Annotated in this window: 20 protein-coding genes; 1 reads left to right on the top strand and 19 read right to left on the bottom strand. The window is 63.9% G+C overall.

The window, feature by feature from the left end:
* From GCT19_RS14220 to GCT19_RS14135, 18 genes are all read right to left on the bottom strand, one after another.
* Complete coding sequence (locus GCT19_RS14220; protein WP_152852303.1) at nt 1-1,017, bottom strand: hypothetical protein; 1,017 nt, start codon at nt 1,015-1,017, stop codon at nt 1-3.
* 19 nt (nt 1,018-1,036) lie between these two features.
* Nucleotides 1,037-1,294, bottom strand: coding sequence for an RNA-binding protein (locus GCT19_RS14215; protein WP_013093261.1), 258 nt, complete (start codon nt 1,292-1,294; stop codon nt 1,037-1,039).
* Nucleotides 1,295-1,314: 20 nt separating this feature from the next.
* Nucleotides 1,315-2,097, bottom strand: coding sequence for an enoyl-ACP reductase FabI (gene fabI, locus GCT19_RS14210; protein ID WP_013093260.1), 783 nt, complete (start codon nt 2,095-2,097; stop codon nt 1,315-1,317).
* Between the two features lie 12 nt (nt 2,098-2,109).
* Nucleotides 2,110-3,285: an acetate/propionate family kinase gene (locus tag GCT19_RS14205; RefSeq protein WP_152852302.1), complete on the bottom strand. Its 1,176-nt coding sequence runs from the start codon at nt 3,283-3,285 to the stop codon at nt 2,110-2,112.
* A 4-nt stretch (nt 3,286-3,289) separates the two neighbouring features.
* Entirely contained in the window at nt 3,290-4,240 is a 951-nt protein-coding gene (locus tag GCT19_RS14200; protein ID WP_152852301.1) for a phosphate acetyltransferase, read from the bottom strand.
* Nucleotides 4,241-4,342: 102 nt separating this feature from the next.
* A complete protein-coding gene (locus tag GCT19_RS14195) occupies nt 4,343-6,679 on the bottom strand; it encodes a DUF3141 domain-containing protein (protein ID WP_152852300.1) in 2,337 nt (778 codons plus the stop codon).
* A gap of 178 nt (nt 6,680-6,857) precedes the next feature.
* Nucleotides 6,858-7,481 carry a PqiC family protein gene (locus GCT19_RS14190; RefSeq protein WP_152852299.1) on the bottom strand — a complete coding sequence of 208 codons (624 nt, stop codon included), beginning with the start codon at nt 7,479-7,481 and terminating at the stop codon, nt 6,858-6,860.
* Nucleotides 7,478-9,097, bottom strand: coding sequence for a PqiB family protein (locus GCT19_RS14185; protein WP_321576807.1), 1,620 nt, complete (start codon nt 9,095-9,097; stop codon nt 7,478-7,480). Before GCT19_RS14185 ends, GCT19_RS14190 begins: the two co-directional genes overlap by 4 nt.
* Nucleotides 9,081-10,361: a paraquat-inducible protein A gene (locus GCT19_RS14180; protein WP_018437389.1), complete on the bottom strand. Its 1,281-nt coding sequence runs from the start codon at nt 10,359-10,361 to the stop codon at nt 9,081-9,083. Before GCT19_RS14180 ends, GCT19_RS14185 begins: the two co-directional genes overlap by 17 nt.
* Complete coding sequence (locus GCT19_RS14175) at nt 10,358-11,872, bottom strand: efflux transporter outer membrane subunit (protein ID WP_018437390.1); 1,515 nt, start codon at nt 11,870-11,872, stop codon at nt 10,358-10,360. Before GCT19_RS14175 ends, GCT19_RS14180 begins: the two co-directional genes overlap by 4 nt.
* Before the next feature lies 1 nt (nt 11,873).
* A complete protein-coding gene (locus tag GCT19_RS14170; RefSeq protein WP_018437391.1) occupies nt 11,874-15,107 on the bottom strand; it encodes an efflux RND transporter permease subunit in 3,234 nt (1,077 codons plus the stop codon).
* Between the two features lie 12 nt (nt 15,108-15,119).
* Nucleotides 15,120-16,370, bottom strand: coding sequence for an efflux RND transporter periplasmic adaptor subunit (locus GCT19_RS14165; RefSeq protein ID WP_152852298.1), 1,251 nt, complete (start codon nt 16,368-16,370; stop codon nt 15,120-15,122).
* Nucleotides 16,371-16,386: 16 nt separating this feature from the next.
* The gene (locus tag GCT19_RS14160; protein ID WP_013093250.1) at nt 16,387-16,779 is read right to left on the bottom strand and encodes a hypothetical protein; all 393 of its coding nucleotides are present in this window, start codon (nt 16,777-16,779) and stop codon (nt 16,387-16,389) included.
* 220 nt (nt 16,780-16,999) lie between these two features.
* Nucleotides 17,000-17,389, bottom strand: a complete 390-nt coding sequence (locus tag GCT19_RS14155; RefSeq protein ID WP_013093249.1) for a response regulator transcription factor — start codon at nt 17,387-17,389, stop codon at nt 17,000-17,002.
* 162 nt (nt 17,390-17,551) lie between these two features.
* Nucleotides 17,552-18,175: a response regulator transcription factor gene (locus GCT19_RS14150; protein WP_013093248.1), complete on the bottom strand. Its 624-nt coding sequence runs from the start codon at nt 18,173-18,175 to the stop codon at nt 17,552-17,554.
* 5 nt (nt 18,176-18,180) lie between these two features.
* Nucleotides 18,181-19,632, bottom strand: a complete 1,452-nt coding sequence (locus GCT19_RS14145; RefSeq protein ID WP_152852297.1) for a PAS domain-containing sensor histidine kinase — start codon at nt 19,630-19,632, stop codon at nt 18,181-18,183.
* Nucleotides 19,633-20,476: 844 nt separating this feature from the next.
* Entirely contained in the window at nt 20,477-21,064 is a 588-nt protein-coding gene (locus GCT19_RS14140; RefSeq protein ID WP_035492014.1) for a BPSL1445 family SYLF domain-containing lipoprotein, read from the bottom strand.
* Between the two features lie 299 nt (nt 21,065-21,363).
* Nucleotides 21,364-22,044, bottom strand: a complete 681-nt coding sequence (locus GCT19_RS14135; protein ID WP_152852296.1) for a VIT1/CCC1 transporter family protein — start codon at nt 22,042-22,044, stop codon at nt 21,364-21,366.
* A gap of 232 nt (nt 22,045-22,276) precedes the next feature.
* Here GCT19_RS14135 and ppk2 point away from each other — a divergent pair, with 232 nt between their 5' ends.
* Nucleotides 22,277-23,092, top strand: coding sequence for a polyphosphate kinase 2 (gene ppk2 / locus GCT19_RS14130; RefSeq protein ID WP_018437398.1), 816 nt, complete (start codon nt 22,277-22,279; stop codon nt 23,090-23,092).
* A 10-nt stretch (nt 23,093-23,102) separates the two neighbouring features.
* On the opposite strand, the gene GCT19_RS14125 is transcribed toward ppk2, so the two are convergent.
* The gene (locus GCT19_RS14125; RefSeq protein WP_018437399.1) at nt 23,103-23,855 is read right to left on the bottom strand and encodes an SDR family NAD(P)-dependent oxidoreductase; all 753 of its coding nucleotides are present in this window, start codon (nt 23,853-23,855) and stop codon (nt 23,103-23,105) included.
* Between the last annotated feature and the right edge of the window lie 133 nt (nt 23,856-23,988).

Genomic DNA, 23,988 nt, shown 5'->3' with positions numbered 1-23,988 from the left:
TCAGATCAGACGGTGCGCTTGCGCGAGGTCGCTGAGGGGCGGCGAAAAGTCAGCGCGCCGGAAACGCACCGTCGAAAAAACCCGCATCGTATTTGGACTCGCCGGCAGATGCGCAAGGCGAAACTCGATTTCGTGCGCGGGCCGAGTATCGCCGTCCTCCACGACGACGTTCATCCGGTCGAGCCGGTATTTGCTCCTGCGCACATAGAAATGCGCATCCGGCGCCTGCAGTACACCGCACATCACGTCGAGATGCCGCTCCAACGCCTCGGTCTTCAGGCCCAGCTGCGCCAGAGCCTGATCGTTCTCTTCGATCTGCGCCTGCAGCTTCGCCACTTCCGCGTAATTCGACGATGCGTCGCTACCCAGCAGCGAGCGCACGCCCGCCCCTTGCCGTTCGAGAATCGTCAGACGCGTTTTCAGCAGCGCCCTTTCGCGTTGCAATTCGTCCTGTCGCGCGGTCTCGGCCTCGATCTTGCCGAGGCCTTCGAGCACCAGCTGATCGACGATCCGTAACACGATTTCCCGCCGCAACGCGGCTTCGGATTCGCCGCATACGCGCACCTGGTGATCGCTGAAGTTGAGGGTCGTCTGCGCGAGGTCGGTCTGGGTCGTCTCGCCTTGTTGGCCGACGCCGAAAATGTGCCGCTCGTCGAAGGCCATGCCGAGCACCGCGAATACCTGATCGGCAACGGGATGATCGTTGAAGAACGCGTTCAGCTGATGTGAGCGGTTGAAGACCGGGCAGACCTCGTCGGGCGTGGCGAAAAAGGCGTGGATATACGGGTCCGTCGCCCACGCCGCCGCGCTCGCTTCGCGCGCGGGCGGCACTTCTTCGGCGAGCCGGTCCAGGTACGCGAGCGTGTGCTGCGCGGCGGGCCGCAAGCGCGACGCATAGTTGCGCGCGAGCCGCAACGACGGACAGAGCCCGACGATTCGCTCGACGATTTCCTCCGCGTGCTGATCGTCGCTCTCTTCGGCAGCGATGCGCTTCGTCAGCCACGACAACAGACCCATATCCGGCTCCCGCCGCCCGTTACGACTCGTCGCGCTCCGGCAGCAGCTGCGCGACGATCGTATGGTTCTTCCAGAACAGGTTATGCACGCGGTTTTGCAGTATGCGCAGCCCTTCCGTGGACACGTCGTCGAAGACGACCACCGCACCCGGACGCGAACCCGTGCCGTGCACCCGCTGGATCGAGCTGAAGCGCGGGAACCCGTAGCGAATCAGGAACTCGCCGATCTCTTCGTCGGAGACGCTTTCCTCGACGTTTCCAAGAAACAGTTCAGCCATGATGCTTACTCCTCCAGACCCTAAGCAACGATGTTCAATCCGCCGTCGATATACAAGGTGGAACCGGACACCCGCCGCGCATACGGCGTGGCCAGAAACGCACAGGTATAGCCGACGTCCATGATGTCGACCAGTTCGCCGAGCGGCGCGCGCTGCACCGCTTCGTTGAGCAGCAGCTCGAAATCCTTCAGGCCCGAAGCAGCGCGAGTCTGCAGCGGTCCGGGAGAAATCGCATGCACGCGAATGCCCTTCGGTCCCAGCTCGAACGCCAGATAGCGCGCGCAGGCTTCGAGCGCCGCCTTGACCGGACCCATCAGGTTGTAGTTCGGCACGACCTTGTTCGCGCCGTAGTAACTCATCGTCAGCATGGTGCCGCCGTCTTTCATCAGCGGCGCGGCGAGGCGCGCCATGCGCACGAACGAATGGCAGGAGATATCGATCGCGCTCAGGAAGCCCTCACGCGACGATTGCAGCAAGCCGCCCTGCAGATCCGCTTTAGGCGCCCATGCAACGGCGTGAACGAGAATGTCGAGCTCTCCCCAAGTTTTCTCGATCCGGTCGAACACGGCTTCCATTTCGTCCTCGCCCGTTACGTCGAGCGGCATGAAGATCTCGGCATCGAGTGCTTTGGCGATCGGTTCCACATAAGGCGCCGCCTTGTCGTTCGCATAGGTGAGCGCGACGCTCGCGCCGAGGTCGCGAAACGCCTTCGCGCATCCGTACGCAATCGAATGCTCGTTGGCGACGCCGGTCACGAGCGCCTTCGCTCCTTCCAGAATCAAACGCGGTTGCTCGACAGACATGGTGAAACTCCTCTATGGGGCGATAGCGCGCGTATGACGGGCAATCATCAGTTCCTCGTTGGTGGGCACGACCCAGACCGCCAGCTTGCTCGAAGCCGTCGTGATCAGCGACCCGTTCGCCCGATTGGCCGCGTCGTCGAGTTCGGCGCCGAGCCACGCGGCGTCGCGCACGATGCGCTCGCGAATCTCGACCGCGTGCTCGCCGATGCCGGCCGTCAGCACCAGTGCGTCGATCCCTTGCATCGCCGCGGCGAGACTGCCGAGTTCGCGCCCGATGCGGTAGGTGTAGACGTCGATGGCGAAGTGCGCGCGCGGGTCGTCGCTGTCGAGCAGCACGCGCATGTCGCCGCCGATGCCCGACAGGCCGAGCAGCCCCGAGCCCTTGTAAATGAGGTCCGCGATCGCCTGCGAATCCATCTTCAGCTCGTCGAGCAGATAGAGAATCACGCCGGGGTCGAGGCTGCCGCAACGCGTGCCCATCGGCAGGCCTTCCACCGCCGTGAAGCCCATCGTGCTGGCCACGCTCTTGCCCGCGACCATCGCGCACATGCTCGCGCCGTTGCCCAGATGCGCGACGACGGTGCGCCCCGCCGCCGCAGCCGGCGCGATCTCGGGCAGCACGCTCGCGATGTATTCGTACGAAAGCCCGTGAAAACCGTAGCGCCGCACGCCGTGATCGGTAATCGACGGGGGCAGCGCATAGGCCTGCGCGGTCTCGGTCTGCGTGCGATGAAACGTGGTGTCGAAACACGCGACCTGTGGAAGATCGGGACGCAGCTGCGCAAGGATGCGGATCGGCGCCAGGTTGTGCGGCTGATGCAGCGGCGCGAGCGGGCTCAGGCTGTCCAGCTGGTCGATCACCTCGGGGGTGACGAGGATGGGGCCGGCAAAGCGCTGTCCGCCATGCACGACGCGATGCCCGACCGCCTTCAGCTGATTGCCGCTGCCGTGGTCGCGCAAGAAAGCGCCCAGATATTCGATCGCGCCCTGATGGCCAAGACGATGGCCGTCGCCCCATTCGTGCGAGCTGACATTGCCGTCGCTATCGATCGCGCGAAAACGCGGGTTCGTGTAAAGCGCTTCGATCTGGCCGCGCAGAACGAGCTCGAGTTGCGCGTGTTGCGCGTCGAAGGCTCGGAACTTGAGGCTCGACGAACCTGCGTTCAATACGAGGATCACATCCGACATGGCGTCACCCGACCACCTTGGCGGCCTCGCGCCTTGCCTTCGCCACCAGTGCGGCGACCGCGCACGAGGCGAGACGCGTCGACAGAGAATCCGCGCGGCTCGTCAGAATGATCGGCACGCGCGCGCCTAGCACGATGCCCGCCGCGTCCGCGCCGGCCAAAAACGACAGGCTTTTCGCCAGCATATTGCCCGCTTCGAGGTCCGGCACCACCAGCACATTGGCGCGCCCCGCCACCCGCGATTCGATCTTCTTGATGCGCATAGCTTCGATGCTGATCGCGTTGTCCAGTGCAAGCGGACCGTCGACGAGTCCGCCGGTGATCTGCCCGCGGTCCACCATCTTGCACAGCGCCGCCGCTTCCACTGTCGATGGAATCTTCGGATTGACGCTCTCGGTCGCGGACAGGACCGCCACGCGGACTTCGTCGAATTTCAGCGCGTGCCCGAGATCGATCGCGTTCTGCAGGATGTCGACCTTCTCTTCGAGCGTCGGCGCAATGTTGATCGCGGCGTCGGTGATGATCAGCGCGTTCTCGTACGCGGGCACGTCCATCACGAAGCAATGGCTGATGCGCCGCTCGGTGCGCAGGCCGGTGTCACGGCGAATCACTTCGGCCATCAGCTCGTCCGTGTGCAGGCTGCCCTTCATCATGGCCTCGGCCTTGCCTTCGCGCACCAGTTGCACGGCAGCGGCGGCAGCGGCATGGCTATGCGGCGCATCGACGATCGTGAAGTCCGAGATGTCGATGCCGTGCTCGGCGGCAATCGCTTCGATACGGGTGCGCGGTCCGACGAGAACCGGCGCGATCAGGCCCATGCCCGCCGCTTCGACCGCGCCCTGCAGCGAACTCTGGTCGCACGGATGCGCGACCGCTGTCGGCATCGCCGGCAGCGTCTGGCAGAACTCGATCAGACGCTGATACTTCGCGTGCTTTTCCATCGGCTTATTCCTCATGTGTACAGCGCGTTGGATTCGTGACGCGCGATGCGCCCGGCTTACGGGCGCCGTGCTTACGTTGCGTCACGCTCGCGACCGGCCGCGCATCGCGCCGGTCGCTCACATGCGAGTGGGGTCAGGCAAACGCGCGTCGCGCTTGCGGTTCACCCGGGAACCCAGCACCGCGCGGATGCGTTCGAACGCCTCCTTTTGCGCGGCGTCGGGCGAGGCGTTCAACACGCGCTCGTCGCTCGCCAGCTTGTCGAGCAGTTGCAGAAAGCGCTCGCGGTCTTCGCTATGGGACAGCAGCTTCGGCAGCGTCGCAATCGCCTTGTCCGGTTCGAGGCTGACGATGATCTCCTGCTCGCCCCGGATGCGCCGCCAGTGATCGCTGCTGATGTCCGGCAGGTACTCCGCGTAACTTTCGGCGATCTCCTTGCGCAGTTCGTAGCGCGCGAGCGGCAACGACTCGCCTCTTTGCGACAACAGGAAAGCCGCGCGCGCGAGCGCCTCCGTGTAGCCGCCGTCGCCGATCGCCTCCAACGCCGTGCGCACGAACGGCAGTTCGCGCGGATCGATCGCACCGGCCTGCACGGGCGCGCCGTCGGCGGCCGGCTTGCTCAGATACGTCGCATACAGATTCGCGTACACGCTGAAGAAGCTGGCCTCGGTCGCCGCGTCGCGCATCGCGCGGTAATAGTCGAGCGATGCGCTGATCATTTGCGAGCCGTTGCGTTCGAGCTTGCTCCATGGGTTATCCGCGCCGGCCCGCTGGCGATTCTCACGCACCGACTGCGCCGCCGCCGGCAGCCAGCCAAGCCACGGGTTCAGCGCGGAAACGGCCCAGCGCTGCCAGCGCAGCGGATGGAACTGGCGCAGCATGCGGGCGCTCGTTTCGTTCGACATCGCCTGCACGAACGGCTGCGCGAACAGTTCATACATGCGCTGATTCACATCGGACACCGCGGCGACCGCTTCGAACGGCTTTTCGTCGATGCGGCCGAAGCGGTTGTAGCGCGCGGCGATCTCCTCGAGCCGCCGCTCATGAAATTCCACTTCGTATTCGATCTCTCCGGCCGCGTTGCTGGTCTCGTTGATGGTCATGCCGTAGAGCCCGGGCGGAAACGTTTCGATGGTCTCGAGCACGGAGACGATCTGCTTGTGCTCCTTCTTCGCGACTTTGCCGGACACGAAAATGCCCAGATGCCCGATGTTCTGGTGCGTCAGTCCGACGATCACCTGGCCGCGCGCCTTGATCTCCTCGGTGCTGCCGTACAGGTCCGCCACCCAGTTGAACGCCTGTTGCGGCGGCGTGATGTTGTCGCCCATCGACGCGAACAGGATGATCGGCGAGCGAATTTCACGCAGATCGAAAGCCTGGCCGCTGCTGTTCGTCACGCCGCCCGACCACAGCTTGTTGCCGACGAACAGGTTGCGCGTGATCCATTCGATCTCCTCGCGATTCATCAGGTAGTAGCTGCCCCACCAGCGCTCGAATTCCAGAAAGCGCGGCGGTTCGGTATCGACGTTCGAGTACAGGTGGTAGTACTTGTCCCAGAACGTGTTGGCGGGGTTCAGGTTTTCGAAGTTCTGCACCAGATACGCGCCGTCGAACTTGCCGTTGCCGAGATCCGCCGCGTACGACGCGAGCCACGCGCCGCCCAGCATGCCGCCCGAGTAGCGCATCGGGTTGTCGCCCTCGCCTTCGCTCCACGCCGCGCTCCAGTACGACATCGGCGCACCGTTGATGACGATCGGGCCGGTCTCCTCGGGGTCGGAGCTGGCGAGCATCATCGCCGCCCAGCCGCCCTGGCAATTGCCGATGATCGCGGGCTTCGGACTGTCGGGATGCAGCGCGCGCACCTTGCGCACGAATCGCTGCTCGGCGTTGCACACGTCGAGCAGCGTTTGACCGGGCTCGGGGTCGCGAAAGAACACCACGAAGTAGACGGGATAGCCCGCGCGCAGCGCGATGCCCGCCTGCGAATCGTCCTTGAAGCCGCCGATGCCGGGACCGTGCCCCGCGCGCGGATCGATGATCAGATACGGGCGTTTGCGCACGTCGACGCCCACGCCTTCGAGCGGACGAAGTTGCAGCAGCGCATAGTTGACCGGCCGCTCGAACGTGCGGCCGTCGAGCAGCATGTCGTACTCGAAATGCAGCACCGGCGTGGGACCGCTGGCGCTGCGTTCGACGAATTCGTTGCCGCGCCGGTACAGCGTGTCCCAGAACAGCAGCGAACGCTGCGCGGCATCCACCGTGTATTGCCACGCGCTGAGCGGATCGAATGGCGCGGGCATCGCGCTTGCAGTCGGAGCGCCATCGTGATCGAGGCCCAGCGTTTCGGTGACCCGTTGGTTCAGATGCTGCTGGGCGATTTGCGTGCGTTTTTGCAGCACGTGGTTGATTTTCGAAGCAATGTCCTGGCTTTGTGACAACAGCGTTTCAGCGTCCATCGGAAGACTCCTGAAAGGTGCGCGTCACGATCGGTGCCGAGGCACGCGCCGTGCATCGATTGAATCGTGGAGTTGGCCCTGGTCTGAGGCAATCGGACCAAGGTCTTATTATGCGCGCGACCCGGCGCGGCGCACCGGTTCAAGCGCTGTGCGTGTCGACGTGACGCAGCGCGACGCGTCATTGAGCGGGGTTCGCCTGCACTGCGGCGGCAATATCGCGGCTCACCGAGGCGAGCGCGCGATCATGCGCGGCGATGATCGGCTCGATGCCGGGACCGGACACGCTCTCGCGCGCGACCGAGCGGCCGGTGACGGCGCGAATCTTGCCGGGCGGACGCACGGCCCACAGCACGTCGACGGTAACGTCGCGCCCCGGAACGGACTCGAAGCGCATCACGTCGATCCGCACGCGCCAGACGACGGACGGATCGCGTACCGCATCGAACACCGAAATCTGCTGCGAGTTCAGCAGTGCGCCGAGGTCGGCCGCGATCACCCGGCCGATGTCGCCACCGAGCGGCTGCGCCCAGCGATCGAATTCATTGACCTCGACCTCGTTGTTGCCGATCCGCGTGACGATCTGCGGCCGGTCCACGATCTCGGGAATCGTGACCGGACCGATCACGGCCGCGATCGGCCGGCTCGCGCCGGTGCCGCTCAACGACTCGTCGGGGCTCAGCGTGTAGAAGTTCGTCGCCGGCGACTTGCAGGCGCCGAGCAGAGCGCCGGCGAGCGCGAGCATCAGGCAGGCCGTGAGGCGGGCCGAAAAGCGGACTGAAAAGCGGGCCATCGCATCTGTCATGGCTTCTTGTCCTCCGACTTGCCGCGCACGAGCGATTCCGGATGCTGCGCCAGATAGTCGGCCAAGGTGCGCAGCGACGCCGCGGTGCGGGTCAGTTCACGCATCGCGTCCTCCGTCGATTGTTGCAGCGACGAGTCCGGCTGCAGCGCGGCGTTCGCCGAATTGAGCGTGGATTGCGCCGACAGCAGCGTGTCGAACGCTTTCGGCACGACCTGCGTGTGCAGCTGCCCGAGCATCGCGTTGGTGGTGCGCAGCGTCGAGCGCGCGTCTTTGCCGATATCCTCGAACGGGATGTTGTTGATCTTGGTCAGCAGTCGCGATACCGAGTCCTGCAGCGATTGCAGCGTGCGCGGAGTCGCGGGCATTTCGGGTGGCGTCTTGCTCCAGTCGATCGACGCCTTCGGCGCGTCGGGGAAAAAATCCACCGCGAGATAGAGCTGGCCCGTCAGCGGATTGCCGCTTCTCAACTGGAAGCGCAAGCCGCGCTCGACGAGGAAGTTCGCAAGCGCGCGCGGGTCCGCGGTAAGCCGTCCGCCGTCGCCAGCGCCGTCGTTCTGATAGCGCGACGTGAACCGCTCCGGATAGAGATTGATCTCGACCGGAATGCTGAACTGCCGCGTCTTCGAATCAAAGCGCGTGTAGATCGCCGTCACTTCGCCGATCACGACGCCGCGGAAATCAACGGGCGCGCCGACCGTCAGACCGCGTACCGAATCTGTGAAATTCACCACGTACTTGTCGACGATGCGATCGTGCTGCTCCATCGCGTCGGCGCGCCTGGGGTACAGCTCGAACCGGGTGCCGCTATCGGCGCTCGTTTCTGCCTGCGATCCTGGCGGCGATTCGAACGCGATGCCGCCAATGATGATCGACACGATCGACTGCGTTTCGAGGCGCAAGCCATTGCTGTCGAACGACATGTCGACACCGCTGGCGTGCCAGAAGCGCGTGTCGGTTCTCACGAACCGGTCGTACGGCGCGTTGACGAAGACCTTCACCGTGACGCCACGGCCGTCCGGGTCCAGGTGGAACGACGAGACCTGGCCCACCTGGATTCTGCGGAAAAAGACCGGCGTGCCCACGTCGAGCGAGCCGAGTCCAACTCCGTGCAACGTGTACTCGTGCCCCGGCACGTCGCTCGCGATCGCGGGCGGCTCCTCGAGGCCGACGAAATCGCGGCGCGCTTTGGTCGAATTGCCGACGTCGACGTCGATATACGAGCCCGACAGCAGCGTGCCCAGCCCCGACACCGTGCCGCCCGAAATGCGCGGACGCACGACCCAGAAGCGCGTGTTGTCGACGAGCAGGTCCGACACGTCGCGCGTCACCTCGGCCTTGGCCACCACGCGCTTGTGGTCCCGCGTCAGCGAGACCGCCTCGACCACGCCGATATCGACGTCCTTGAACTTGAGCTTCGTCTTGCCCGCTTCGAGACCGTCGCCGGTCTTGAAGCTGATGCTGATCTGCTCGCCGCGCTCCATCACCGCCTTCACCGCGAGCCAACCGCCGATCAGGATCGCCACGATCGGTACCAGCCAGACCAGTTGCATCCGCAAGCGCGAGCGCGGCACCGGCTCCGCGGCGGGCAGCTCGGGCTCTTCAGTCGGAGTGGACACGTTCGGTCTCCATTGCGTCCCACATCAGGCGCGGATCGAACGCCATCGCGGCGAGCAAGGTCAGCACGACGACCGCGCCGAACGCAATCGCCGCCGGTCCGGCCTTGATCGTCGCCAGCGCCTGGAACTGCACCAGCGCGACCAGCATCGTGATCACGTAGATGTCGAGCATCGACCAGCGCCCGATCAGCTCGATCAGCCGATAGATCCGCGTGCGCTGCCCGGGCAGCCATTGCCAGCGAAGCTGCGTCGACAACGCGAGATAGCCGATGCCGAGAATCTTCAGCATCGGCACCGCAATGCTCGCGATGAACACGAGCACCGCGAGCGGCCACGAGCCCGATACCCACAGATAGACCACGCCGCTCAGGATCGTGTCTTTTTGCGTGCCGAACAGCGAGCTCGTGTCCATCACGGGCAGCACGTTGGCCGGAATGTAGAGCACCATCGCGGCCAGCAGATACGCCCACGTGCGCGACAGGCTCGCCGGCTTGCGCTGGTGCAACGGCGCCTTGCAGCGTGGACAGACATGCTTGCCGGCGCCGCCAGGCTGCTCGAGCAGCAGCCCGCACTCTTCGCACAGCACGAGCCCATAGGCCGACGCCGTGATGGCGTTGCGGCGCACGCGGATCGGCGGCAACTGCCATGCTTGCGCGCCGCGCGCCGCCGTGATGCGCGCCCACACCTCGCGCGGATCGAACGTCGCCGCCGCGGCCGCGAGCAGCAGCATCAGCGCGATGAACGACCACAGCGCGGTGCCCGGCACCACCTTCGCGATATGCGCGAGCTTGACCAGCGCGACCAGCAAACCGAGGATCAGCACTTCGGTCATGCCCCACGGCCGCGCGAGCTGAAACAGGCGAAAGAACTCGACCGGACGCCACGGCGCGCGCCCGAAGTGCAGCGGCAGCAGCAGCCACAGCATCGCGACGGTTTGCAGCACCGGCGTGACGATCGTCGTGAGTCCGACCAGCAGCGCCAGCGGCCATGCGCCGTGGGTGTACAGCATGCGCACCGAACCCGCGAGCGTCGTCTGCACGACATTGCCGTTCAGCGACAGACCGACGATCGGAAACGCGTTCGAGATCACGAGCAGCACCGCCGACGCGCACGAGAACGCGAGCGCAAATTCGGGCCCATTCGAGCGTCCGCGCCTGAGCTCCGCGCGGCAACGCTGGCAGCGCAACGCATTGCCGGCCGCGGGCGGCGCGCCGAGCTGAAGCAGGTCGCACTCTTCGCACGCGATCAGCTCGTCGCCCGTCATCTCGCCTCCACTGCACCCGGCGTTCCACCCGGCGCGGTCAAGTTCTGCGAGACCGGCGCCATCGCTGGCGACGCTTGCGGCGCGGCCGGCGGCATCGTCATTTTTTCCGCCTCGGCGACCCAGCCGCCGCCCGTCGCCTTGTAGAGCGTGACGTACGAGGTCAGCACCGCGCCCTGGGTCTGCGCATAGCTCAGTTGCGCGTTGAACAGACTGCGCTCCGCATCGAGCACTTCGATATAGCTCGTATAGCCGCCTTCGTAACGCTGCCTCGCGAGGCGCGCATACGTGACCAGCGCTTCGACCTGGAGGTTTTGCGCATCGAGTGCCTGATGTGTCTTCTGCACGGAGATCAGCGAGTCCTCGACCTCCTGGAACGCCACCTGGATCGCCTTTTCATACGAGTACAGCGCTTCCTGCTGGCGCGCTTCGGCCTGATGCACCTGGCCGGTGATGTTGCCCGCCGTGAAGATCGGCTGCGTGACACTGCCCGCAAACGACCACACGCGCGCCGGTCCGGTGAACAGATTCGAGAACTGCGCGCTGACCGAACCAAACAGCCCGGTCAGCGAAATCGACGGGAAGTACAACGCGCGCGCCGCGCCGATCAGCGCGTTTTGCGCGACCAGCGTCTGCTCGGCTTCCAGCAGATCGGGACGGCGTTCGAGCAATTCGGACGGCAGCCCCTCGGGAATCGGCGGCGTGCCCATCTGCGACAGCTCACGGCCGCGCAGAATCGCGCCGGGATTCCTGCCGATCAACACCGACAACGCGTCTTCCTGCTGGCCGATCTGCGCTTCGAGCTGCGGAACCGTGACCTGAGCGGCCTGATACTCCGACTGGCTTTGCGCGAGTTCCATCTGCGAGACCTCGCCGTAGCGGAAACGCGCCTCGAACACGCGCACCGATTCCGCCCGGCTGTGCACGGTCTCCTTCGCGATCTCGAGCTGCCGGTCCAGACTGCGCAGATTGATATAGGCCGAAGCGACCGAGCTGACCAGCGTCAGAATCGTGGCGCGGCGGCCCTCTTCGCTGGCGAGCAGATTCGCGCGCGCCGCCTCGGTTTCGCGGCGCACCTTGCCGAACAGATCGAGTTCCCAGGACACCGCCAGGGTCGCGTCGAACTGGTTGTAGACGGGGCTCACGCCCTTCGGCACCGTCACGGCTTCGACCTGCGACACGCGTTGGCGCGACGCGTCGGCGCCTGCCGAGACTTGCGGGAACAGCCCGGAACGCGTGGTCACGAACATCCCGCGAAACTCGTCGACCCGCGCGGCCGCGACCTTCACGTCGCGGTTGTCCTGCAGCGCGGTGGCGATCAGCTGATTGAGCACCGGGTCCTGAAACTGCTCCCACCACGCGGCGTTGGCGATGCCCGCGGCCTCGCCTTGGGCGAAACGATAGGTGGCCGGCACGTCGACCGCCGGGCGCTGGTAGTTGGGGCCTAGCAGGCATCCGCTCAGCGCGAGCAGCATGACGGATGCGAGCAAACGCTTCGGTGCCGTGCCGCGCATGTCATTCACCCTGGTGCGGCGCGGACGGCGCCTCGCTCGACGCACCGGGCCCTGCCACCGCCGAGGGCTCCCGTCCCGCGCCGCCACTGTGCTGCGCGTCCGGCTTTGATTTTTTGCCTCCCTTCGAGCGCGACGACATCGATTCGAGCAGGTAATAGAACATCGGGATGAAGAACACCGCGATCGCCGTCGCGCCGAGCATCCCGCCGATCACGCCGGTGCCGATCGAATGTCGGCTGTTGGCCGACGCGCCCGTCGCGATCGCGAGCGGCACGCAGCCGAGAATGAACGCGAGCGAGGTCATCACGATCGGGCGCAGCCGTTCTTCCGCGGCGGTCATCGTCGCGTCGAATACCGATGCGCCGCCCTCGCGATTGAGCACCGCGAATTCGAAGATCAGGATCGCGTTCTTCGCGGCGAGCGCGACCAGCATCGTCAAGCCGATCTGGAAGTAGACGTCGTTGGACAGGCCGCGCAGCATGATCGCGAGCAGCGCGCCGAACAGCGCGAACGGCACCGCCATCAATACGCCGAACGGCAGCGTCCACTTCTCGTACTGCGCGGCGAGGATCAGGAACACCATCACCATACCGAACACGAATACGAGCCCGGAGGTGCCGCCCGACTGCCGTTCCTCGAACGCTTCACCGCTCCACGCGATGTCGTAGCCGTCCGGCATCTGCGCGGCAAGCTCTTCGAGCGTGGAGATCACCTGCCCGGAACTGAAGCCCGGTGCGGCATTCGCCGTGATCTTGACGGCCGGGAAGTTATTGAACCGGGTGACGAGGTCCGGGCCCGTCACATAGCGATAGGTCGCCAACGCCTTGATCGGCACCATCGTGCCGTTGGTGCTGCGCACGAAGATCTGATCGAGATCGGTCGGCTTCAGGCGGTAAGCCGGCTCCGCCTGCAGGATCACCTGCCACAGCCGGGCCGCGCGGTTGAACTGCGACACGTATAGCGAGCCGAACATCGTCTGCATCGCGCTATAGACGTCTTCGACCGGCACGCCGAGCGTCTCCGACTTGTCGCGATCGACGTTGACCATCAGTTGCTGCGACGACGCATTGAATGTGGACGTCACGCGAGTCAGTTCTTTACGCGCCCGCGCTCTCTGCAAAAACTGGTCGACCACGCCCGCGAGCTGTGAGATGTTCCCGTCACCCTTGCTCTGGATCCATACCTCCGTGCCGCCCGTCGTGCCGAGCCCCGGAATCGACGGCGGATTGACCGGCAGAACGATGCCCTCCTGCACGTTCGAGAAGTATTTATACGCGTCGAGCAGAAGCGCGCGCGCATTCTGCGTCCTGATGTTGGCCCGCGTATAGCGCTCGTCGAAGCCCTTCAGGCCGACGAAGAATGTGCCGGCATTGTTCTTGTTCTGACTGTCGAGCAGGCTGAACCCATCGATCGTGGTGATGCTGCCGACCCCCTCCCGCTCCTTGAAATAGTCGGTGACGCGTTGCGATACCTGGCCGGTGCGGTCGAGGCTCGCGGCGTCCGGCATGATGACCGCGCCGAGCAGATAGCCCTGGTCCTCGGGCGGCAGGAACGCGGACGGAATCGAGCGCACCATCAGCACCGAGAGCGCGATCAACGCCACGAAGAACACGAGCCCCATGATGCAGCGCTTGATGACAACTTTGACCGCACGCGTATAGCCCGCCGTCATGCGGGCGAACTGATTGTCGAACCAACGGAAAAAGCCCTTTTTCTCATGGTGGGTGCTCTTCAGCAGCAACGCGGCGAGCGCCGGCGACAAGGTCAGCGCGACGATGCCGGACAGCACCACCGAAATCGCGATCGTGATCGCGAACTGCTTGTACAACTGCCCGGTGATGCCACCGAGAAACGCAACCGGCACGAACACCGCGCACAGCACCAGCACGATCGCCACGACCGGTCCGGCGACTTCGTCCATTGCCATTTTCGCGGCTTCTTTCGGCGACAGCTTGTGCACCGTCATGTTGCGCTCGACGTTTTCGATCACCACGATCGCATCGTCGACGACGATACCGATCGCGAGCACCATGCCGAACAAGGTCAGCATGTTGATCGAAAAGCCCACCAGCAGCATGAACATACAGGTGCCGACGATCGACACCGGCACCGCGACGATCGGGATCAGCGTGGCACGCAGGCTTTGCAGGAACACGAACACGACGATCACGACGAGCACCAGCGCTTCGAAGAACGTGTGAATCACGTCCGAGATCGACGCCCGCGTAAACTCGGTCGTGTCCATCGCGATTTCGTAGGTCATGCCTTCCGGAAACGACTTCTTCAGCTCCGCGAGCGTTTTGCGCACCTGCTTCGACACTTCGAGCGCATTGGCGCCCGGCTGCTGATACACGGCCAACACGGTGGCCGGCTTGCCCTGGAAGCGGCTGCGAATCGAATAGTCCTTCTGGCCCAGCTCGGCGCGGCCGATGTCCTTCAAGCGCACGATCGCCGCGCCGCCGCTCGCCGCGCGCACGATGATGTTGTCGAACTGCGACGGCTCGGCGAGCCGCCCCGTGGTCGTGACCGCGAACGACTGCTGCACCGCCGAGCCCGTTGGCGACTGCCCGATGCTGCCGACCGCGAACTGCTGGTTCTGGTTCGAGACGACCTTTTGCACGTCGGCGGCCGTCACGCCCAGTTGGGCCATTCGGTCTGGCTTCAACCATATTCGCATCGCGTAGTCTGGATTACCGAATATGGACGACTGGTTCGCGCCGGGAATCCGCTTGATCGCGTCGAGAACGTAGATGTTCGTGAAGTTCGCGATATAGGTCGCGTCGTAGCGGTCGGTGGGCGAATAGACCGCGATCACCATCATGAACGCGGACGACTTCTTCTGGACCTGAACGCCTTGCGACTGCACAGAGCTCGGCAGTTGCGGCAGCGCGAGATTCACGCGGTTCTGCACGTCGACCTGGGCCAGTTCGGGATTGGTGCCGATGTTGAAGTACACGTTGAGCGTAAAGGCGCCGGTCGACGAACTGGACGAGTTCATGTAGATCATGTTGTCCGCGCCATTGACCTGCTGCTCGATCGGCGCGGCGACGTTGTTCGCGACGACCTCGGCGCTCGCGCCCGGGTAAGTCGCGGACACGGTGATTTGCGGCGGCGTGACGTCCGGGTATTGCGCGACCGGCAGCGCGAACATCGCAATGGCGCCGCCGAGCGTGATGACGATCGAGATGACTGACGCGAAAATCGGCCGGTCGATGCAGTAGCGCGAAATATTCATGTGGGCGCCCCGTCACTCGGCAGCGGGCGCCGCTGCCGCGCCGCTTTGCGATGCAGCCGTCGCCACGGCAGCCGGGTCCTTGACCGCTGGCAGCTCCTTGACGATCTTCAGCTGCGAATCCGCGGTGACGCGCAGCGCGCCATCCACGACGATGCGCTCGCCCGCCTTCAGTCCATCGGACACGAACCAGTTGTCGCCCTGCCACTCGCCGACTTCGACGACTCGTTGATGCGCCTTGCCATCGTTACCCACGACCCATACGAAGTGACTCTTCGCGCCCTGCAGCACCGCGCGCTGCGGCACCAGCGTCGCGTTGGGCCGGATCGCACCGCCGACGCGGGCCTTCACGAACTGCCCCGGACGCAGCGTGTTTTTCGGGTTGGCGAAGGTCGCGCGCACGAGGAAGGTTCCTGTTTCCGTGTTGAACGCCGGATTCGCGAAGTCGATCTGGCCCTGCTGGGCATAGGGCGTGCCGTCGGCGAGAATCAGATGCACGGAGAAATCGTTGTTCGGCGGAAAGCGCAGCCGTCCGGCCGCGATTTCGTCGCGGTACTTCAGCATTTCGTTCTCGGAGATGCTGAAGTTCACCCACATCGGGTCGAGCTGGTACACGTAGGTCAGCAAGCTGCTGTTGCCGGTTGCCGTCACGTAGCTGCCATCCTGCTGACGCGCAAAGCTCGACAGCCCGTTCAGCGGCGACTTGATCGTCGTGTAGCCGAGGTTCAGCATCGCGGTATCGACTTCGCCCTGCGCGGCGAACACCGCGGCGGCGCTTTGCTTCTCGTTGCCGATCGCGTCGTCGAGATCCTTCTTGCTCAACGCGTTCTGCGCCGCCAAAGGCTGCACGCGCGCGAGATTGGCCTTGGCGACTTCGAGACGCGCCTGCTGCTGGGCCAGTTGCCCTTTCGCGGTATGCAGCGCGGCCTCGAACGGCTTCGGGTCCATCTGGAACAGCGTTTGTCCGGTCTTGACCAGCACGCCTTCGGTATACATGCGCTTATCGAGGAAGCCGTCCACCCGCGAGCGGATCTCGACTTCGCGCGAACTCTGGGTTTGCGCGGTGAATTCGAAATCGACCGGCGTGTCATGCTGAGCGACCGTCATCACGGTCACTTCAGGCACGGCGGCGACCTGCGGCGGGACCTCCTTCTTGCACGACGCGAGCGGTGTGAGCAGCGTCAGCGCCGCGACGACGGCGAGCAACCGGAGAGCGCCGCGAGAATCCGGCCGCGGCGAGGCCAAACACACGGGTACGGTTTTCATCGTGCACTCCGCCTGATTACAAAGGCGTGCAATTACCGAACAGCACGAAGGCATCGTTTCTGTTCGCGATCGTCAGCGTCATCTCGCCGTCCGTCGAATCGACGACCAGCGTCCAGCCAAAGCCCATCTCATTGCCAAGCATCACCACCTGATCCGCGTCCTTGGTGACCGAGAGCATCGGCGTCGTGCGTGCGGGACCGACGATCGCGCGTTTGTCGAAGTCGATAGTCAGGAATTTCGGCAGACCGAGATCCGCGGGCAACGCGCGCGTGCAGGCGATGCCCGGATCGCAGGCGTGCGCGTCGATCGTCGCGCACATCAGCCGCTTGCTGCCGTCGAAGTCCGCCGCCCCCACCTGCATCGCAGCGGTACCGAGAAGAATCGCGAGACAAACCGAAATTGATTTCATCACTTGCGCTCCCGCTTTTATCCTTGAACGCTGCCACGCTCAGAGCGCGGCGCCTCGCACGCGCAAGGGCACGCACACGCCGTGGCCTGTGCGGTCTCGAGTTCGGTGCGGCGCAGCCGGCGTTCGGTTCGACGCGTTGACTGAGTTCAGTTTGGTGGTCCGAAGAAACGGCGACAATCGGACCTTGGTCTCATATCATCCGGCGCGAAGACGCGCGCGTTCAGGGTGTCGGCGGCGGACCGCCGATGGCCACCTCGACCGCCTTGAACAGAATCGCGCTAGTGAAAGGCTTGCGCAGATACGCGGCCGCGCCGGCCGCGAGCGCGGCCTGGCGGACGGAGATATCTTCATAGGCGGTAATCATGATGACCGGCACGCCCATTTGCGCGAGCTGACGCTGGACTTCCAGACCGTTGGTTCCCGGCATCTGGACATCCAGAATCACGCAGGCAGGCCGATACGACGGAATTGCCGCAAGCGCATTCAAGAACTCGTCACCGCTGCAAAACGTCTCCGCCCTGATACCTTCGGAATGCAGCAAACGCTTGATAGCTCGGCACACCGACTCGTCATCGTCGACCACCGCAACGAATTGGTTAGGGTTGACCATATGACAGCGCGAACGCGCGGCCGCTCCGGAAAGGGGACCTCTGATGCCTTAGCGTACTGGTTGAAACCCCGATGAGATATAAGACTTTGGTCCACTAGCGGTGCCAGCCAGCGCCGCTGAAAGTGGCGGCGCAACGCGGGAGCCAGCGCCCGGGTCGGGCGATTATTCTTCGTCGGCCGTACAAAGGCCGCCCTTGCGCACCAGATGAACGAGTTCGACGATCGATCGGGCCTTCATCTTCTCCATCACACGGGCCCGATGAATCTTGATCGTTTTTTCGGCCGCGCCCAGATCGCTCGCAACCTGCTTGTTCAGACGGCCGGTCACGACGAGCTCCATCACTTCGCGCTCGCGGCGGGTCAGATGCCGCATTCGCTCTTCTATTTCCTCGCGTTCGTGGCGCCGCCTGCTTTCCACACATGCTCGTGCGAGCGCGCGCTCCACCGCCGCGAGCAACAGCGAGTCGCGCACCGGCTTGGGCAGGAAGTCGACCGCTCCGCCTTTCATCGCGTCGACGCTCGAGCCGATGTCGCCGTGACCGGTCAGAAAGACGATCGGCAGCAGCTGATCGAGCTTGCGCTGCACTTCGAGTCCCGTCATGCCCGGCATCTGCAGATCGAGAACGAGGCAGGCCGGCATGCTCGTCAAATCGGCTCGCTCGAGAAAGGCCTCCGGACTGTCGAAGCATTCGACCTGGTAGCCGGAGGCGCGCAGCAAGCGGGCGAGCGCGCTGCGCACGCTGCCGTCGTCATCGACGATAAAGACGCGAGTGTTGGTCTGGTTCATGATGATCAGGGCACGAGTCTCTGTCGGATATCGGTCGCGACGGGAAACGTGACGTGAAACGATGCCCCTTTGCCCTCGTTGTTTTCCGCCCACAGCCGGCCGCGGTGTGCCGTGACGATCGTGCGGCTGATCGAAAGACCCAGCCCGAGTCCCTGCGGTTTGGTGGTGAAAAATGGCCGGAAAATCCTTTCCATGCTGTCGACGTCGAGTCCCTGGCCGCGATCTTTTACCGTTATCCGTACCAGTCCGTCCGCGTCCTCGCGCACCGTCGTTTCGACGAGGCGGTCCGCGGCAGGGCAAGCCTTGACCGCGTCGAAAGCATTCAGCAGCAGGTTCAGGATCACCTGCTGAAGCTGAACCTTGTCGCCGCAAATCAGCGCCAGATTCTCCGGGATGTCGAAGCTGGTGTGCACGCCGCGCGTCAACGCATCGCTGTGCACAAGCATCGCGACGTCGCGCACGACGTTGCCGACGTCCAGCAACTGCAACTCGACATCGCCCTTGCGCACCAAGGCGCGGATCTTCTGCAGCACGTCGTTCGCGCGGCAATTGTCGGCCACGATGTCTTCGAGCGCCTCGCGCAGCTCCACGACGTTGGTGGTCTCCGAATCCAGGAATTTGCGGGCGGCCTGCGCATTGAAGAGGATCGCGGTAAGCGGCTGTTTCAACTCGTGCGCCAGCGAACCGGCAAGTTCGCCCAATGAAGAAACGCGCGCGAGATGTGCGAGATCCCTCGTATTTCCATCGACTTCGCCGCACGCGCTGCAATCCGATATCGCGGTGATCCGCAATTCCTGATCGTGCACGCGGCAGCGGGTGGTTTCCGCCTCCGCGTGAAAGCCGCCGCCGTCGCGCCGCCGCGCGATCAGACTCTGCGTGGTCGTGACATCGTGGAGTTGCATCTTCGCGCCGCGGTTGCCTGGGCCCGCACGATCGGCGTTGATGCCATCGATCGGAAATAGCTTGGCGCTCGGCGCGCCGATCAGCTCTTCTCTCGTGTAGCCGAACAGTTGCGCCGCCCGCGCGTTCGCGAAGATGATCTGATCCCGCTGATCGATCGTGACGATCGGGACCGGCAACATTTCGAGCGTCTCGCACAGCGGCACCCTCGCGTCGAGCATGCGCCGCGTGCCGCTATCACCTTCGCCTCGCAGCCATGACGCGCAAGCGGCGACATAGCGCCGCCATGCCGGCAACCCGTACGGCGGCTCGTGGGCATCGCGGGTACTCGGCCGGCTCGACCCGCCGGGGATACCGCGAGCGCGCTGAGACCGATGATGCCTGGGTGAAGACAGTCTGGAATGGTCGTGCCCGGCTAGCGGAGAACCGTCGCTGCGCGCATTGTCGATCTGTGATGGGCTGCTCTGACCCATGTGGCGCGGTTGCGCGTGCAGCGCCGTGAGGATTCCCGCTACCCCGATCGCCAGGTGTCTGCCATGCACGATCAGATTAATCATTGGCACCTCCGGGTCCAGTGCGAACGGATTCCGTACAACTGCGACGTCTTTATCGTTGGGCTTCGAACCACATAATTGACTTCACAATCGGTACTTCGCACGTCTGGTGCTGGAAGTCAGTATAGGCCATCCAGAATCAATTACCGACAGGAAAGCGTAATTTATGCCGCTTACTCGGGAAAATACTCAATGGTTTTCTGCATTGTCCGCCATCAACCGGCAAATGGCGTATGAGTTTGTTAGGCAGTTAATTATCGGCGCGCGGCGCAGTGTTCATACTGTCCATTGGCACGGGCCCAGAAAGTTAGCAAAGCAGAAACATGTCAGTATGAGTCGCAATCACGCCCGGCCCGATAGCGCTTTCAAATGGAAACTTCAACCGTGAAGCTTTCATGCATTGCGAATCACAGAGACAGCGGGTATTCGCAACGCTGATTCTCCAATTTCATTAACTTTCCGCTATATGTTTTTTGACGTAAGTCAACTATTTATAGCACGCCATTCCAGTGCGAATCATTTGCATTCCTCGATTAAAAATAAAACTATGCCAGACGGATGACTAAACGCAGCGCGGCGGCGGGAACGCGCGTTTCCGCTTCGTCTTTTCTACCGGTATTGAATAAACAGGACGGTCAGAGCAAATCAAAGGCAGCGTCGCGACGAGTCGCGAGCGCATCTGGCTAGCAGCGCTTCGTGGGAGTAACGGGAGGGATGATAGGGACGCCCGGTGAGGTGAGTCCGCCAAAAACCATGCTCGGCGCGTCGTCATGCCAAAGCATGCGACGCGCCGCCGTGTCACAGCGCGATGATCGATCGATCTAATGTCGCTGCTTGCCGCGTCCTGTTACAAATTCAGGCGCGTAACCTTGGTGCCAGCCACCGACACGTCGGCCATCAAGCCCGTATTGGTCAAGACCATCGCCACGACCTCGGCGGTCGCCGACGAGGTATCGATCGCGCCGTTAGCTCCGACTTTCAGCAGTGAGACCGACGCATCGGCACCCGCCGACCAGCCCTTCGAGTTGCGGAATTTGTCGAGCGAAGCCTGCGTCATGAACAGGAAGAACACCGCGGTCGACTGCGCGCCGGCCTGCAATCCGAACGAAGCCGCGGCGGTACTGAAATAGCCGACCGTCGCCCCCCCGACGCGCAATGCGCCTTCACCGTACTCGCCACCAACGATGAACGCCGCCTTCTTTACCGAAGGAAACACCAGCACGCCCTGCGCCTTCGATACGAGCTCACGCGAGCCTTGCACCGTATCGAACAGTTTCGACAGCGCACCGTTCACGGCCGCGTCGATCTCCTGCCGTTTGGCGGCGTCGGTCGTGGCACTCTCGCCACTGCCTCCGGTCGTCGTGCAACCCGCCAAAGCCAGACTCGCGGCCATTGATGTCAGCGCGAGCGTGTGCACAAAGTTCCGTCTGTTCACTTTCGACTCCGTTCTGGTTACGATCCGAGTCGCCAGTCGTGATGTCTGGAAGCCTCGATCTTTTTTCTCTGCCGTGAAGCGGCATAGCCGCCCAAGGAACCATCAATGCCACCGCCGCGCGTCGATCTTCCGGCCGCACGTAGCGAGCATTGGAAGCGTCGACTCTTCGACAACCGGAGCGACGACTACAACGCTTGCAGATACATGATGTCACGCTGAAACCGCTGCGAAATCGGACCTTGGTCTTACAGGTAACGCAATGTCGATGCTGAGCGAAACGCGAAGCCAGAGGACATCGATCATCCGCCGAGTGCGATGATCGCCATGGTCAGCAGCACGCCGACCACCGCCATCGCAAGGCCGGCGTGCCAGCCGCGAAATCCCGCGTAATGGCCGAGCGCCACGCCGCTGCCGAATAGCATCACTATGGTCAATACGCGTGAGACGAGCAGCGCCGTCGGGACATGCGCGAACAGCACGAAGGGCAGCGCGACCGGGAACGTCGCGGCAACTACGAGCACGAAGATAGACGCGGCGGCGATCAAATCGTCGCGCACGAATACTGCGCGCTGCGGCAAGTCCGGACGCGCGGCAACACGCCTGCGGATCGACTCTAGCTCCGTGTCGCCGATCAACGGTTTGAGCCATGACGCCATCGCGTCGCGAAGCGCCCGAACGCCCGCGGCCGCATCCGGCTCGCTTCGCACGGAATGCGCAACCGTCATACGTCTGCCGCGAGACACCAGCGTACGCACGAGGTACATCACCGCGTCCGCGAGACCCCAGGCAAGATTGCAGCCGAGCGCGGTATAGAACATCTTGTGCCCCGCGTCCGCACTCGCGCCGACGGCCGAGACGGTGCCAACGAACGTCAGCGCCATGAAGAGGCCGAAACATAACTCGCACACTCGATCGACGACATCGAGAACCGGCTCCCTATCGCCGACGTTTTCCCGCTCCGTGTGACCGGTGGCATCCATGAGGCCTCCCGTGGCGATGGCGTCGAATTATCCGCGCGCTTTGCCGGCATGTGGACGAGGTACGGCGAGGACAGTCGGATCGGGCACGCGCGAGCAAACGCCCAGAGCATACAGCGCACCCTGTACCGGCGATATTGGACCAAGGTCGTATGGCCCTGCTTCGCGTCGCGCTCTACCTTGGGAATGGATCATTGCGCAGTACCCTGGAACAGTCTGCGCTGGGGAGATTAGTATGGCCAAAACGAAGCCGGAAAACGGGCAGCCCGAACAACACAGGTCGCTGTCCTACAAGGAGTATCGCAAGGCGCTTTTCGATCTGCATGTCGAGCTCGTCAAGCTGCAGGAATGGGTCGTGCAAACGGGAGCCAAGATCTGCATCGTCTTCGAGGGACGTGACGGCGCGGGCAAAGGCGGCACGATCAAGGCGATGACCGAGCGCGTCAGTCCGCGCGTGTTCCGCGTGGTCGCGCTTCCGGCGCCGAGCGAACGCGAAAAAAGCCAGATGTATCTGCAGCGCTACGTGCCGCACTTGCCGGCCGCGGGCGAGATCGTCATTTTCGATCGTAGCTGGTACAACCGCGCGGGCGTGGAGCGCGTGATGGGCTTTTGCTCCGAGGATGACGTGCAGAGCTTCTTCAGGGCGGTGCCGCTCGTCGAGCGGGCGATCGTTCATTCCGGGATCATCCTGCTCAAATACTGGCTGGAGGTCAGCCCCGAGGAACAGACTCGCCGGCTCGAAGCACGCATCAACGACGGCCGCAAGCTCTGGAAGCTGACCGACATGGACCTGAAATCCTATAGCCGATGGTATGACTACTCGCGCGCCCGCGATGAGATGCTCGCGGCGTCGGACACCGACTTCGCCTCGTGGTACATAGCGAACTCGAACGACAAGCGGCGCGCGCGGCTGAACATCATCAGCGACATGCTTCAGAGGATTCCGTATAAGCAGCCTGCCCGCAAGAAGGTCTCGCTGCCGAAACGGCAAAAGCCGGACGGCTATAAGGAACCAGACTATCCCTTTAAATACGTGGCCGAGCGGTATTGATCGGGCGTCGCTAGAACGACTCGTTGAACGGCCGCAGATCGATTTCCTGCGACCACGCGCTGCGTCCCTGCCGATGCAGGTGCCAGTATGCGTCGGCGATGTCGTCGGGGTTCAGCAGGCCGTCCGCGCCGCGCTCGGCCACGTATTGCGGCGCCGACGTGCGCAGACGTTCGCCGTCGATGCCGCCGTCCACCACCACGTGCGCCACGTGAATATTGCGCGGCCCGAACTCGCGAGCGAGGCTCTGCGTGAGCGAGCGCAAGCCCGCTTTAGCCGCGGCGAATGCGGCAAACGGCGGCCGCCCGCGCAGCGACGCGGTGGCGCCGGTGAATAGCAACGAGCCTCGCCCGGCTGCCAGCAACGCTGGCAACGACGCTCGCGCGAACAGAAAACCACCGAGCGTGATGACCCGCCATGCCGCCTCGAACTGCTCGGCGCTCAGTTCGAGCGTCGGTCCACGGGTTGCGCCGGCAGCGTTGAAAATCGCGACTTCGAGCGTGCCGTGGCCGGCGAGCTGGCGCGCAATGGCGGCGAGTTCGCTCTCGCTCGTCACGTCGCCGGGCAGCGCATCCGCTTGCCCTCCGGCGCGCCGGATTTCGTCGACGATCGTATCGAGCCGATCGCGCGAGCGGCCCGTCACCGCGACGCGCAGACCTTCGCGCGCAAAGCGACGCGCGAGCGCGGCCCCTAGCCCGGCGCTCGCGCCCACCCCGGCAATCCACGCGACACGCGCGTTGGCCGCGTTTCCGACAGCTTCAGTCATCGCACTCTCCTTTTCGTGGCAGCCGCGACACGACAGGTGTGACGGCGCCAGGTACATGATGGCATGGCGTCATCAGCTTAGGCGAACTTCGTCGGATCGGCTGGCGAATCGAATCGTCGGGATTGTGGAGCTG

The organism is Paraburkholderia atlantica, from assembly GCF_009362785.1.
GTDB classification, from domain to species: domain Bacteria; phylum Pseudomonadota; class Gammaproteobacteria; order Burkholderiales; family Burkholderiaceae; genus Paraburkholderia; species Paraburkholderia atlantica.
This window is presented reverse-complemented; position numbering and strand designations above follow the sequence as displayed.